Annotated in this window: 13 protein-coding genes; 10 read left to right on the top strand and 3 right to left on the bottom strand. The window is 58.3% G+C overall.

All coding sequences use genetic code 11. The features are described 5' to 3' along the window. Positions 1-395 precede the first annotated feature (395 nt). Together uppJ and uppH are read right to left on the bottom strand one after the other, a co-directional pair. Entirely contained in the window at positions 396-1,340 is a 945-nt protein-coding gene (uppJ, locus tag ACZ5A6_RS10255; RefSeq protein ID WP_174060993.1) for a polysaccharide biosynthesis UDP-hexose transferase UppJ, read from the bottom strand. Between the two features lie 8 nt (positions 1,341-1,348). Then, positions 1,349-2,260 (bottom strand): polysaccharide biosynthesis endo-1,4-beta-xylanase UppH, encoded by a 912-nt coding sequence (gene uppH / locus ACZ5A6_RS10250; protein ID WP_013636689.1) that lies wholly within the window; start codon positions 2,258-2,260, stop codon positions 1,349-1,351. Between the two features lie 280 nt (positions 2,261-2,540). On the opposite strand from uppH, the gene uppI reads away from it, so the two are divergent. Both uppI and uppG read left to right on the top strand, forming a co-directional pair. Then, on the top strand, positions 2,541-3,611 hold the full coding sequence (uppI, locus tag ACZ5A6_RS10245) for a polysaccharide biosynthesis UDP-hexose transferase UppI (protein ID WP_003513843.1): 1,071 nt from the start codon (positions 2,541-2,543) through the stop codon (positions 3,609-3,611). Between the two features lie 2 nt (positions 3,612-3,613). Continuing rightward, complete coding sequence (uppG, locus tag ACZ5A6_RS10240) at positions 3,614-4,693, top strand: polysaccharide biosynthesis glycosyltransferase UppG (protein ID WP_013636687.1); 1,080 nt, start codon at positions 3,614-3,616, stop codon at positions 4,691-4,693. 37 nt (positions 4,694-4,730) lie between these two features. Here uppG and ACZ5A6_RS10235 read toward each other — a convergent pair whose 3' ends face one another. After that, positions 4,731-5,801, bottom strand: a complete 1,071-nt coding sequence (locus tag ACZ5A6_RS10235; protein ID WP_174061137.1) for a GNAT family N-acetyltransferase — start codon at positions 5,799-5,801, stop codon at positions 4,731-4,733. Positions 5,802-6,301: 500 nt separating this feature from the next. On the opposite strand from ACZ5A6_RS10235, the gene uppW reads away from it, so the two are divergent. From uppW to ACZ5A6_RS10195, 8 genes are all read left to right on the top strand, one after another. Continuing rightward, the gene (gene uppW, locus ACZ5A6_RS10230) at positions 6,302-7,717 is read left to right on the top strand and encodes a Wzy-type polysaccharide biosynthesis protein UppW (RefSeq protein WP_419458308.1); all 1,416 of its coding nucleotides are present in this window, start codon (positions 6,302-6,304) and stop codon (positions 7,715-7,717) included. Between the two features lie 161 nt (positions 7,718-7,878). Continuing rightward, the gene (locus ACZ5A6_RS10225) at positions 7,879-8,655 is read left to right on the top strand and encodes an ABC transporter ATP-binding protein (RefSeq protein WP_464110938.1); all 777 of its coding nucleotides are present in this window, start codon (positions 7,879-7,881) and stop codon (positions 8,653-8,655) included. Between the two features lie 44 nt (positions 8,656-8,699). Beyond that, entirely contained in the window at positions 8,700-9,470 is a 771-nt protein-coding gene (locus ACZ5A6_RS10220; protein WP_097172396.1) for a transporter substrate-binding domain-containing protein, read from the top strand. Positions 9,471-9,492: 22 nt separating this feature from the next. Beyond that, the gene (locus tag ACZ5A6_RS10215; RefSeq protein WP_013636682.1) at positions 9,493-10,215 is read left to right on the top strand and encodes an ABC transporter permease; all 723 of its coding nucleotides are present in this window, start codon (positions 9,493-9,495) and stop codon (positions 10,213-10,215) included. A gap of 12 nt (positions 10,216-10,227) precedes the next feature. Continuing rightward, positions 10,228-10,917, top strand: coding sequence for an ABC transporter permease (locus ACZ5A6_RS10210; protein ID WP_013636681.1), 690 nt, complete (start codon positions 10,228-10,230; stop codon positions 10,915-10,917). A 20-nt stretch (positions 10,918-10,937) separates the two neighbouring features. Then, on the top strand, positions 10,938-11,852 hold the full coding sequence (locus ACZ5A6_RS10205; protein ID WP_080797879.1) for a homocysteine S-methyltransferase family protein: 915 nt from the start codon (positions 10,938-10,940) through the stop codon (positions 11,850-11,852). A 136-nt stretch (positions 11,853-11,988) separates the two neighbouring features. Further along, entirely contained in the window at positions 11,989-12,561 is a 573-nt protein-coding gene (locus ACZ5A6_RS10200) for an NADPH-dependent FMN reductase (protein WP_003513816.1), read from the top strand. A gap of 2 nt (positions 12,562-12,563) precedes the next feature. Further along, positions 12,564-13,766 carry an MFS transporter gene (locus ACZ5A6_RS10195; protein WP_174060995.1) on the top strand — a complete coding sequence of 401 codons (1,203 nt, stop codon included), beginning with the start codon at positions 12,564-12,566 and terminating at the stop codon, positions 13,764-13,766. Positions 13,767-14,355 lie beyond the last annotated feature (589 nt).

Below are 14,355 nucleotides of genomic sequence, written 5' to 3'. Positions count from 1 at the left end.
GTATCGGGGTGGAGGTGTCTTTCCGCCGAAAATCGTTGCAAGTGGGCGTAACGGCGGTACACTGAGCGGATATTACATATTTATTCGAATCAGAAATATATTGAGGACAGCGATGGTAATTACGTCCATTTCTCTTTTCGTATATGGGATTGGCACCGTTACTTCTCTTGCCATGACCTATATAGAAGGCGCCCGCCGCGACAAGGATTGGGACTTTTACCGGGTGACCGGTATCATCCTTTGTTTCTTCTGGCCGGTTCTTGTGCCGCTTCTCATTCTTGCCGCCGTTTTTTCGTCATTCACTTCCCAGAAACGGCATGTGAATGGGATATCTTTGCGCAGGGAAAAAACCCTGAGCTGAAAAACTGATATTAACTGTCGGAACGAGCCCGCGTTCAGGCCTTTTTCGCCGGCGCCTTATAGGGCGTGAGCGTAATACCGAGGCTCGCCATGACGCGGCCGATGGACATCAGCGGTGGATGCGTGGCGGGCAGCAGCGCACCGGTTTTCAGGAATGCGGAAACGGCGCGGACCAGTGACAGGCACAGGCTGACAACGTTTTTGGCGGCAAGTAGCAGCCCGGCCTTCAGGCCGGGGCGTCGGGCGCGGTCGATGCTGTAATTGATGATGCCGGTTCGGAGCGAGCGCTCCATGATCCAGCGCGGCGCCATGCGGTTTTCCGGCACATATTCGATGATGAGGGCTTGAGCGTTCCAGGCGAATTTGAAACCCGCCTTTCGGCAACGGGTGAAGAAATCCATGTCGCCGCCGCCAAGGAAGTTGAACCGTACATCGAATTCCGGCTTTTCCAGCGTTTCGAAAACCCGCCTCGAGATCAGGCAATTGCCAGACCCATGGATTTGATCGACTACGCCGGTGGGCGCCTCGATGGAGCCGAACAGCGGGTGTGCCAGAACCGCCTTGGGTGCGGGCGCATCGAATTCGCGATCGACCGGCCCGCCGACGATATCGACGCCGAAGGATTTTGCGGCAGAGACCATTTCAGCGAGCCAGACGGGCGAGGCCGCTTCGTCGTCATCGATCATCAGAAACCACTGCGCGGATGGATAGCTCTGCCGCGCCGTGCGGAATGCCGTGTTGATGGCGTAACAATTGCCCTGCGTCGGCTCAACCAGCGTCTGGCCCATCATTCCGCTCTCGGCAAAAAAAGCGCGCGCGACGGCCAGCCCCGCCTGGCCCACCCCGTCATTATCGACGACGACGATGGCGAAGGGGAAATCGACCTTCTGGGCTGCCAGCGAGTTCAGCGTTTTCTGCAAACCTGCAGGCCTGCGGAAACTCGGAATGCACACCACCGCTTCCGGCATGATTTCGGACATGGACACTCCTAAATTCCGGCAAGGGCTGCGGCGGAAAACACGACGGCGCGCAGGCTTTGGCGCGGGCGATTGACAAACGTATCGGCAAGCGCCGAAAAGGCCTCGCGATAGCGCCGGGCGCGAAAGGCCTGAGCCACGGTATAGGCATTCATGTGATTTTCGGATTTGCGGCGAAGCCTGCGCAATTCCTGCGGCGCAATGGCGGCGACGATGGCGGGATCGGAAAACACCGCTTCGATCGCCGGTTCGCAATCCCGGAAGGTCAGAAGGCGGTTCATCATCACGCTTGTCCGGTGCACCCGGTAATCCAGCACGTGGCGGCCGGGCAGATAGGCGAAACGGCCGGAGGCAGCCAGCCGGCACCAGCCATACCAGTCTTCCGCATAACGCAATGTCTCGTCGAAACCGCCAAAATCCTGAAAGATGCGGGTTTTGACCAGCATGATGCCGCCATTGACGATGAAGTTTCCGCCCAAAAGCGGCTGGAGGATGAAACCATCAGGTTTTTCCCGCCGTCTGATGAGGTTGCGCCGTCCGATCTTGGCGCCATTCTCGTCAATGCGCTCATAATCACCGTAGACGGCAACGACATCCGGTCCGGAGATGCCGGCGCATAGGGCGGCGATCGCGCCCGGCTTCACGCGGTCGTCGGCATCGAGAAACATCGTCCATTCACCGCGCGCCTGCGACAGGCCGAAATTGCGCACGGCGGAAACGCCCTGCCGTCCCTGCGGCCGGGCCAGCAGTTTTACGCGGGGATCGGCGAAACTTTGCACCTTTTGCGCCGTTGTGTCGGTGGAGCCGTCATCGACGACGAGCACTTCGCAAACGGTTTTCCCCTGAGACAACACGCTTTCGATCGCTTCCACGATGTAACGCTCGCCGTTGCGAACGGGAATGACAATCGAGACGGAAACCAATATTTTTACTCCATCAGGGGCGGGTCAATAATTCTCACACTGAAGTTACTACCGGATTAAGCCGGCTTGCGCCAATTGTGACGTGGTATAGCGTCAGTTAACCTTGCAAATCTTTAATATCCTTTTGGCATGATCAAGATGTTATGTTTTGAGAATTAGAGCGTCGTGCGGCCATTGGGACGCATCAATGACGTTCTGACAGTTGTGATATGCGCATCGTCCCTGTCGAAAATCGCTTTCGATTTTCAGGCCGATGCGCCGGGGTTGTGGAGGCGGGCGAATGCGGATCGGGCGGCGGAATTTTCTGGGTGGTGCTGCAAGCGCGGGCCTGTTGCATGCCATGGCAGGGCAGGGCGTTGCCGCTACCAGGAAAACGTCGACAAAGATTGCCCCTTACGGTGCGGCCATCTATCTGCCGGACCTTACCGCCGATAGCCGCATCGGCGAAGCGGTGGTCAAATATTGCTCGCGCATCACCCCAGTCACAGAGATGAAATGGGAGGTCATGCGGCCTTCGGCAGACGTTTTCGATTTTGCCGCTGCCGATGCGCTTGCGAACTTCGCGCGCCAGAACAAACTCACCATGCATGGTCATCCGCTTATCTGGTACGCTTCCAACGCGCCCTGGCTTGCCAGCATCGGCAGCGGCGCGAAGGTCGAGAAGTTGATGGAAACCCACATCGTCAAGGTGATGGAACGGTACAAGGACGTGATACACAGCTGGGATGTGGTCAATGAACCTATCCCCGACGTGCCCGGCAATGTGCGCTCGCGCCGCGACGCCTGGTATTATGGCGCAGGCCCGGACGCCATCAAAAAGGCCTTTGACATCGCCCATTCCGTCGATCCGAAGGCCCAGCTCGTCCTCAACGAATATGATGTGGAATTTGCGGTCGAGAAATCGCCGGCCAAGCGCGCGGCCTTCCGCAATCTCATTCTCGAGTTGCTAGAGAAAGGCGCTCCGATCAACGCTATCGGCCTGCAGGGGCATCTGCGCGGTGGCTGGCCCATTGCGAAAGACGAGCTTGCCGCCTTTACCAAGGAAATGCGCAGTTATGGTCTTGCCGTTCTGGTGACGGAACTGGATGCGATGGACCAGACGCTTCCCGCCCCGGAAGCCGAGCGCGACATGCTGATAAACGGTCAGGTCCGCGATTTTCTCGAAGCGGCGTGCGAAGGCGGCCCGCTTTCCTCCATCACCACATGGGGCATTTCGGACCAATATACCTGGATCCGCTGGGCCTATCCCCGCCGGGATGGCACCGCGAACCGGCCGCTGCCGCTCGACTGGAGCTTCAACGAAAAACCCATGATGGCTGTCATCAATGAATTCCGGAACCGTGGTGCGTAATTATGACTGCTGAAATGCCGCTTCCTCCCGTACAAAAGGCGCTGCAAATCAATCTGCATCCCTTCGACGCACCGCATGCGGCCCTGACCGTTCCGCATCAGCTGCGGGTCTGGGGCGGGCAGGTGGACCGTATTCTCCTGACGGTGGATACCGGCCAGGTTGGAGCCGGCCGCTACAAGGGCAACGGTTTCGAGGCCGCCAGCAAACGCCTGTTTGACATGCTGGAGGAAATGCAGGCCAACTATCCGCATCTGTATGTGGATATTGCCGACTATAGCGATGCGGCGCGCAGTGCGGTGGCGGAGACGTTCTTTTCGCGCTCGCCGGTTCCTTATCCCGCCAAGGCTTTCGACGGCGGGCCTTTCCATGTTTATTTCCACGGGTTGAAACGTGCCAACGCCCGTTATGTGCTGCATATGGACAGCGACATGATGTTTGGCGGCGGCAGCCAGAGCTGGTTCAACGAAGCCATTGCGCTGCAGAAGGCCAACCCGGACGCGCTCTGCATCACGCCGTTTTCCGGGCCGCCCACCGTGCGCGGCGATCTCGATATCTCCCGCCATGTCGGCATGCCGGGGGTGAAGAACATTCCCGAACCGCGCAAGCTGCCGAGCCGCGTTCCCACATGGCGGTTCGCGACCGTTTCCACCCGCCTGTTCATGATCGACATGGACCGTTTCGCCAAGCGTATCGGCTCGCTCGAACTGCTGAGACCCGACGTCAAACGGCGCATCCGCTCCTATGCCTATAATCAGCAACCGGTCTCAATGCCTGCCGAAGAGGTGCTGAGCGACAATATGATGCGCATCGGCGTATACCGGCTTGATTTTCTCGGCACGGGCAAGGGCATGTATTCGCTGCATCCGCCCTATCGCTCGCCCGAGTTTTACGCGGCGCTGGGCTCCATCGTCGAGCGCATCGAAAAGGGTGACGTTCCCGAAGGCCAGCTCGGAGATTTCGATATCAACGGATCGATGGTGGACTGGTCGAGCGCCCTTGCGGCCAAGACGCGCTCCAAACGTTACGCGAAGGCGCTGCGTCACCTGATTTCAGCGAATGTCCAGCGCTTCACTGGGGCATAGAAGGCTCGGCATTTTCTTCACAACCGGCGCAAGTGCCTTAGAAATCTGTGATGAGCTTGCTCCAGCTTTCCGAGCTTAGCCCGCCAATATAGATATCGCCGGCAAGCGCCCGATCCCGGAGGGCTTCATCCCGGGTGGCCATGCAGAAATAACCGCGATGATGGAAGGTCACGTGGTTCTGACGGTAGAGCGCGTTCATGAGAAACGGTTGCGACATGCCGGTGACATGGGCATAGTTTTCATCATCGAAATGGCGGAACAGCGCACCGAGCACGTCGTTTTCGCGACCGGCATCGCAGACGAGGTTCAGCACATAGGCGGTCCGTCCCGCCTGTCCGAAAAACAGGGCAGCGCCGATGATGCGGCCTTCGGCATTTTCGATCGCCAGGCTGCTCAATTCACCAAGGGTGCCGTTGGTTTTACTCATTTCGATCAGCCAGTGGAATTCCTCGTGGGACCATTCCGGGCGGACGGAAAAACGCTCGATCATTTTCAGCGCGTTGCGTCGGAACGTCTCGAAATCCACCGGTCTGACCGTGGTGCCGGCAACTTCATTGGGCCTTATGCCCTTTTTCCACGATCGCAGGATACGGTCCACAAATCCAAGTGCCATAAGTCCGGGCCTGGATTTGACTACTTGCGAACGGCGCGGCATGCGCAGGGCAATCGCGCTGAAAGGCTTGAGCGCCTTGTGCCATTGCAGGCTTTCCATCGGCAACATGCTGCCGCCGATCGCAAGCCAATGATCGGCGCTGACGGGGGAGGCCGTGTCCGAAAACAGCATATCGTGTTTCGTCGCGCGCATGCTGCGGGACAGGCGCGCGGCGCCGAGCGCGCCGAGTTTTCCTTTCGACGCGAAAGCACATAACAACCTTGCGGTAATGGGTTTTCCGTTCGCGACAAACCGCATGGGGACGGCAAGGATAACGCTGGTAACCCCGCTCTCTCCAGCATCGTAGACAACGCTGCCATATTCGGGATCAAACACAGGACTGCTGAAAAACAATGTTTCGACGTAAGCGCCGAAGTCGAAGTTTCTATCAAGCCCGGTCTTTTTGAACGCGCTGTTGAGCACAACCTCGACAGCCGGAAGATCGTCCCTGCGCATGGGTCGAACGCCGGGCGCAGCTGGCTGAACCGGGCGTTGTGTCGCCCCTTCGTTGTTGCTATCGTCCATATTGGTGTGTATCGGAACGTCCACCGTCGGTTTCCAGCTATTTACGCGTTTATGAAATCAACAAGCCAAAGATATATCCAGAGTTGTTAATATACGTTAAACAGAATTTCGGATCATCACCCCAGTATATCCTTAACGTAGCGAAATATCTCTGTCGTCAAATAGATATAAGCAACCTGCACGAGGGCGTATGTCTAGCCAATGATAGGGAAATCAGCAACTTAAATTTGACAGATGAAGTTTGATATGGTCAAGATTCTACCCTTATCCATATGTTGACTTCGAAAATCAGGTTCCGTTTCAATTTCCCGGGCTTCATTCCTCGATAATGGAATTACTATTCCTCCGTGTATTATGGATAACTAAAAAATAGGGTTTTGACGGGATATTCATTTTACCGAGACGAAGCATCGGGTACGATGTGAGAACGTATGGAAAAAGGTAGAGAAAATTACCTGATGGATGCAGCGCATGATGAGCAGGCGAGTGTCGCCTGGCGGAATGCACTGTTTTATGTGACGTTCTTTTATTTCACGGTCGGCTTCTCGCCCTATATCTCGCTTTCCTCGACCTATCTGGGGTCCGCCATGGCGGCCGGGTCCAACCTCCTCAACCAGCTCACCGCGATCATCCTGCTCATCAGTTTCGTGGCGTTCATGGCAAAGGAGCGGTCGTCTTCCATCGTCTTTACGCCGCGTTTGCTGATGCTCGCGATCTTCGGCTGGTATATCTTCACCTCGGTGGTGGGCGGCGCGCCGGTGTTTTCGCTGCGGCGGCTTGCCATGTGCGCCATCATCTGCGTGCTCGCCAGCTGCTTCCTGCAATTGCCGCGCACCGAGCGGCATTTCACCACGCTGCTTGCCACATGCGTGCTGATCATCCTGTTCCTCTGTTATTTCGGCGTTGCTGTCCTGCCGTCGCGGTCGATCCATCAGGCAAGCGATGCGCTGGAGCCGCTCCTTGCAGGCAACTGGCGCGGGGTCTTCCGTCACAAGAACGAGGCAGCCTCGATCATGGCGGTGCTAATGATCGTCGGGATTTATCTGTGCAAGCGCTGGTCCCTTATCGGCGGCCTCGCGGTTCTGTTGCTGTCGTTGATCTTTCTCGTCAAGTCGGGTGGCAAGACCGCGCTCGGCCTGATGCCGATTATCATCGCCACGGGCTGGTTCATCGTGGGCTGGCCCAGATGGCGTTACGCTGTTGTAACCGTGCTTCTGGGAACCTTCGCCGTGGTGATCGTCGGCACGACCGTTGATCCGGTCTTTTCACAGATGCTGACGAAACTGGGGATCGACGCCAGTTTCACCGGCAGAACCGATATCTGGACCGTCTCGATAGATTATATCCGCCAAAGCCCGATCGTCGGATACGGCTACCAGGCCTTCTGGCGCAGCGACACCCTGATGACGAGCTTCACCGAGAACAATACCTGGGCAACGACGGCGCCGGATTCCCACAATGGCTATTTCGACCTTGTGCTTGGCGGCGGCGTGCCAGGTCTTATTCTGGTGCTGACGTGGATTTGTCTGATGCCGCTTCGCGATCTCGGCAAGATGGATGAGGCCACGCGCAAAAGCCCGCTGACGAAGCTCTTTGTCGGCGTCTGGCTTTATGTCCTGCTCTACGGCTTTCTCGAAACGATGTTCTTCCTCAGTACCGGTTTCGTCTGGTTTTTCCTCGTCGTTGCCGTGATGGGCCTGCGTTTGCAGGCGAATGCCAGCCTTGTCGAGGATGAGGCGCAGACGGAACCGCAATTGGCCCTGACTGGCAGTAACGCGGCCAGCGTGGCGAGGCGCATCAGGGGCAAATCGCGCAGATCGTTGCTCGCAGATGATATTTTGAAATGATTTTTCGTTTCAAATGTGTAAAAGAGCCTGATATTGCGCGCGTTTGCAGCGGGTTTCGCTAAACATGCGTGGCTTAAGTCTTTGTTGTTATGCATGTCCTGTCGCAAAACCGCTCCGCATTTTGCTCGACACGCAATGAACCGGATCGGCAAGGTCAATAAATGGCAGATACAGGCGCCTGTGCGCTCGAAGCGGATGACATCCACAAGAGCTTCGGCACACACGAAGTTTTGAAGGGCGTTTCGCTGAAGGCCCACAAAGGCGATGTCATATCGATCATCGGCTCGTCCGGTTCCGGCAAGAGTACCTTCCTGCGCTGCATCAACTTTCTCGAAACGCCGGATCGCGGCCGGGTCATCGTCAATGGCGAGGAGATCGCCATGAAGATTGGCAGGGACGGCAAGGCTGTGCCGAAAAGCTGGCGGCAAGTGGAAAAGCTGCGGACAGGGCTTGGCATGGTGTTCCAGAATTTCAATCTCTGGGCCCACCGCACCGTTCTGGAAAATGTCATCGAAGCGCCTGGTCACGTTCTCGGCGTCAAGCGGCAGGAGGCGGTGGAAAAGGCCGAAGCCCTGCTGAACAAGGTTGGCCTTTACGACAAGAAAAATGCCTATCCGGCGTTCCTCTCCGGCGGGCAGCAGCAGCGCGCCGCGATTGCGCGCGCGCTCTGCGTGGAGCCGGCGGTGATGCTGTTCGACGAACCCACCTCGGCGCTCGATCCGGAACTTGTGGGCGAGGTGCTGAAGGTCATCCGCGATCTGGCCGAGGAAGGCCGCACCATGCTGCTCGTTACTCACGAGATGCGCTTTGCGCGCGATGTTTCCACCGAGGTGATGTTTCTGCATCAGGGCCGTGTGGAGGAAGCGGGGCCACCGGCGCAGGTGTTCGGCAATCCCGTAAGCGCCCGTTGCAGGGAATTTACCGGCGCGCTGGCGTGATGGCCGCTTCGCTTCGCCGTTTGTTTTAACAGGAGAGACTTTAAATGAAATTCTTCGCCACGCTGCTTGCCGGAACAGCATTTGCGGTTTCCGCCTTCACCGCCAGCGCCGATGTCCGGTTTGGCATCATGAACGAATCCTACCCACCCTTCTTCGCCAAGGATGCCAGCGGCAAGTGGCAGGGCTGGGAAATCGATCTCATGGACGCCGTCTGCGCGGAAATGAAGGAAAAATGCTCGATCGTCGAGCTTTCCTGGGATGGCCTCATCCCGGCGCTGCAGACGAAGAAGTTCGATGTTATCTGGTCATCCATGTCCAACACGGAAGAACGCGAGAAGGTCATCGATTTCACTAACAAATATTACAACACGCCGAGCAAGCTGATCGGCGCCAAGGATGGCAAGCCGGGTGCGGCGCCGGAAGACGTCAAGGGCAAGACTATCGGTATTCAGGTCGCGACCATCCAGTCCGAATATTACAAGAAATATTTCGCTGATGTCGCTGACGAAAAGACCTATCAGACGCTGGACGAGGCGTTTCAGGATCTCGCAGCCGGCCGTATCGACTATGTGTTCGGCGACTCGCTCGTTCTCGATGCCTTCGTGAAGAGCGATGCCGGCAAGGATTGCTGCGCCGACATGGGCAACGTTGCGGATGACAAGGAAATCCTCGGCCTTGGCGTTTCCGGCGGCCTGCGCAAGGACGACACCGAACTCAAGAACAAGCTGAACGCTGCTCTCGCCGCCGTTCGCGCCAGCGGGAAGTATGACGAGATCACCAAGAAATACTTCAGCTTCGATATCTACGGTAAGTAATTTCTCCTGACCGGTCACATAAATGGCAAGCCTTGAAACCACGCTGCAACTGCTGTCACCCTATCCTCCGGGATGGGGCGGCACCCTTTTGAAGGGTGCGGCGTCGACGCTTGCCATTTCCGCCGGTGCCTATCTGATCGGCATCGTCATCGGGCTTGCCGGTGCACTTGGCAAGCTCTCCGGCAACAGGCCGCTTGGCCTTCTGCTCAATCTCTACACGACGGCAATCCGCGCCGTTCCCGAACTGATCCTCATCGTCGGGCTTTATTACGCCGGCACTGATGGCCTGAACCGGCTGCTACAACTGGCAGGCCTGCCGCCTCTGGAAGTCAACGGTTTCGTTGCCGCTGTTGCGGTTCTGGGTTTCGTCCAGGGTGCCTATATGACCGAGGTGCTGCGCGGTGCGATCCTTGCCATTCCGAACGGGCAGATCGAGGCGGCGCGCGCCTTCGGCATGTCGCCGGCCTTGCGTTTCCGCCGTGTGGTCTTGCCGGCACTGTTGCCGAACGCCCTGCCGGGCCTTGCCAATCTCTGGCTTGCGGTAACGAAGGATAGCGCGCTGGTGGCGGTTGTCGGTTATCAGGAGCTGGCGCTTGCGACACGGCTGGCGGGCGCCAGCACCAAGCAATATTTCCTGTTCTTTCTTGCCGCAGCCCTCCTTTACCTTGCCATTACGCTGGTTTCCAACCTCGTCTTTTCGCTGCTGGAGCGCCGTGTGCGGCGCGGCCAGCCGGCGTTGGCATAAAGGGGAAGCTGCATGGATTTTTCATGGATCGCCAAATATTGGCCGCTGCTTCTGTCCGGTGCCTGGCAAACGCTTGCGCTGCTCGTCATCTCCGTCAGCATTGGTTTTCTTCTCGCTATCGGGCTTGCCTTCGCGCAGGTTAGCGGCGGGCGGGTGACAAAAATTCTGGCGCGCGCCTATTGCACCTTCTTTCGCGGCACACCGCTTCTGATCCAGCTCTGGCTGCTCTATTATGGCGTCGGCTCGTTTCTGCCGATGATCCCCGGCTTACGTCAGAGTTTCATGTGGCCGGTGCTGCGCGAGGGCTTCTTTTTCGCCGCCGTCAGCTTCACACTGAATTACGCGGCCTATGAGGCCGAGGTTCTGCGCGGCGCGTTGCTGGCTGTGCCAAAGGGTGAGCTGGAGGCGGGCCGGGCTTTCGGCATGGGCCGTTTCACCCTTATTCGCCGCATCTGGCTGCCGCGCGCCATCCGCATCGCGCTGCCGACAATTGCGGGCGAGGTGGTGATGCAGCTCAAAGCCACGCCGCTTGCCTTTACCGTGACGGTGATGGACCTCTATGCCGTGGCCTATAAGGTGCGGCAGGACACGCTGCTCGTCTATGAGCCGCTGATCGTCGTCACCGTCTTCTATCTCATTCTCACCGCCATAATTGCCCGCTGTTTCGGTCTCATCGAACAGCAGGTGCCGGTCCGGCGGTAAACCGTTCAAGGAGCATGAACATGGGCACTATCCGTATTCTCGACGGCGGCATGAGCCGCGAATTGCAGCGGCTCGGCGCCGAGCTGAAACAGCCGGAATGGTCGGCGCTGGCGCTCATCAATTCACCTGATATCGTGCGGCAGGTGCATCAGGAATTCATCGAGGCCGGTGCCGATGTCGTCACCACCAATTCCTATGCGCTGGTGCCGTTCCATATCGGCGAGGAGCGTTTCCAGAAGGATGGCGCATCGCTGATCGCCCTTTCCGGCAGGCTGGCACGCGAGGCTGCGGATGCCTCCGGCCGCGACGTGCTGGTGGCCGGTTCGCTGCCGCCGATCTTCGGCTCCTATGAGCCGCAGAATTTCGATGCCACGAGGGTGCAGGACTATCTGAAGGTGCTGGTCGACAATCTCGCTCCTTCTGTAGATGTCTGGCTGGGTGAGACGCTGAGCCTGATCGCCGAAGGCGAAGCGGTGCGGGAAGCCGTGGCCGCAACCGGCAAACCGTTCTGGATTTCCTTCACGTTGAACGACGATGCGGCTGCGACAGGCGGTGGCGAGCCTGCGCTGCGCTCTGGTGAAACGGTAAAGGCGGCGGCCGAATGGGCGGCGCAATCTGGTGCTGCCGCCCTTCTGTTCAATTGCAGCAAGCCGGAAATCATGAAAGCCGCCGTGGAAACGGCATCCGCTGTCTTTGCGGAAAAGGGCGTTTCGCTTGAGATCGGCGTTTATGCCAATGCCTTCGAAGGTGAACAGGGCGATTCCGCCGCCAATGAAGGTCTGCACGGCACGCGCACCGACCTGACCGACGATGTATATTCGCGGTTCGCCTGCTCCTGGGCGGATGCCGGCGCAACCATGATCGGCGGCTGCTGCGGCATTGGCGCTGCCCATATCCACACCGTTGCAACGGCATTGCGGCGCGCGGCCGCCTGAAGTCTTCGACAGGCTCCCAGCGACATTGAGTTGAAAGCGGCAGGCTCAACGCCTGCCGCTTTTTTTCGTTGCGGCCATTGACCTCAACTATAGTTGAGGAATTATCAGGGAGTGGAACATTACTGAAGGACGTTCCATGAGCGATAATACACTCTCCATCCGAATCATTTTTGGCAGTGCCCGCAATCCGCGGTTCTGCGATGTCATTGGCAAATGGCTGCAGGAGCAACTCGGCGCATTGCCGGGGATCGAGTTTGCGGTGCTCGACCCGCGCGAACTTGATCTGCCGCAGGGCCACACGCCCGACCGCGCCTCCGTGCGGCAACTTCGTGAAAGCCTTGATGCCGCCGATGCCTTCATCGTCGTCACACCGGAATATAATCGCAGCTACCCCGGCGCGCTGAAGGTCCTGATCGATTCCGCCTATGACGAATGGGGCGCCAAGCCGGTGGCCTTCGTTTCCTATGGCGGGATTTCCGGCGGCCTGCGCGCTGTCGAGCAGCTTCGCCCCGTGTTTGCGGAACTGCATGCCACGACGATCCGCGATGTCGTCAGCTTTGCAAATCCCTGGGACCGTGTCGATGCCGCCGGGCAGTTCGACCCCGGAGCGCCAGCGGCAAGCGCGCTGGAAACGATGATGGGCAAGCTGGGCTGGTGGGCGCATGCGTTGAATAAGGCGCGTTCCGCAACACCCTACAAAGGGGCTTGAGAATGACTGACAATTCCCCGTCGCTGAAACTCACGCTTCTGTTCGTCGCCACACTCACCATCATGGCCGGAACCACGGTTGCGCCCTCGCTGCCCGCCATCGAACAGAGCTTCCTGTCGACGCCGAATGTCGAGATCATGAGCCGCATGGTGCTGACGTTACCATCGGTTTTCGTGGCTCTTTGCGCGCCGGTCGCCGGCGTGCTGGCGGATCGGTTCGGCCGCAAGCGGCTGCTGCTCGGCGCGATCCTGCTTTACAGCCTTTCCGGCATGTCCGGGCTTTTTGCCGATAGTCTTGCGGGCCTGCTCGTTGGCCGGGCCTTTCTGGGGTTTGCGATCGGCGGCATCATGACGATCGGCACGGCGCTGGTGGGCGATTATTTCGAAGGCCCGGCGCGGGAGCGTTATCTCGGCCTGCAACAGGCCTTCACCCAGCTTGGCGGTGTCGTTTTCGTGGTGGCGGGAGGCTTGCTGGCGGATGTTCACTGGCGCGCGCCCTTCGCGGTCTATGCCGTGGCGCTGCTCATTCTGCCGGCGGCACTGTTGTTTTTGCGGGAGCCGGCAAGAAACAATATCCACGTTAAAAACGGCGGCGAACAGGCTTTTGCGGTCAACTGGTTTCTGGTGGCCGTGCTGGCACTGGCGGTATTTCTCGTCAACGCCCTGTTTTACACCATCCCCTCGCAATTGCCGTTTTTCCTGCGGGAGCTTGGGCTGTTTTCCGGCAGCGTTGCCGGATACGCCATCGGCATCTTCAATCTGGCGGGCGCGCTGATGGCGCTCAACTTCGGTCGGTTGGGGGCGCGGATTGGCGTGACCGTTATTCTGGCGGTCGGGCTGGTGTTGATGGCAACGGGTTTTGCGCTGCTTGCCGCGGCATACGGGTTGGTTTCCATGCTTTCGGCGCTTGCGGTGGTGGGCCTTGGCCTCGGTGCTGTGATGCCGGCTATTATGTCCACGACGATCATGCTTGCGCCGCTGCGGTTGCGCGGGCGTATTGCCGGCGTCGTTACGGCATCGATGTTTCTCGGGCATTTCATATCGCCGCTGGCAAGCCAGCCTTGGATCGCCCGGTTCGGTTTTGCCGTGACCTATCGCGATATTTCCACGGCGTTCACCGTCATGGCCGGTCTTGCCGTCATGGCTTCCATAATTCAGCGATGGGCGACGGTGCGAAAGCCACGGTCTTTTGCCCGGGGTGGATGACACGCTCTCTTTGACGTTGTCACTGATCGATGGGGACGGGGGCAACAGCCCTCGTCAATGTTTTGCCGACTGACATTCCCTGTAGCCGGCATGAATATTGTAAGAAAACTAACGAAGCGCGGCTGTGAGACGATCAGCCGTTTTCCGTTCTTTTCCCTCGAAATGTGGCCCGGGGTTTCCGCTTGCTGGCGGACGTGTGCCGCCCGCATAATGGTGACCTGTGTGCATTTGCGCGTTAAATGCGTAAAATGTAGCGCTAGGCATCAGCGTAAACCGGCGCTCATAGAAATCATTACGCTTTCCGGGTCGGTCGACCACCGAAACGTACACTGGGCGTGGCAACAACGTGCACCGGACGCCCTCTGCTTGGCAACAGCGTAAACTGAGCATTCTGATGGCGTCTTGCGGCAGAATCGCGCCTGAAGGCAATCATGCGGGCAAGGGATTGCGCAGGGCTGGTGATTGCTTCTCAGTGGAGTCCGCGATAGTGCGACCGCTGACACACCCTGGCATCCTGGAGCCCTCAGAGGGCAAAGTCAGAACTCAGCTTATATTGAAGTTGAAACCCCATTAAACCTGCCAGTTGACC

The sequence above is a fragment of the Agrobacterium sp. 6Ca8 genome, assembly GCF_055382765.1.
This window is presented reverse-complemented; position numbering and strand designations above follow the sequence as displayed.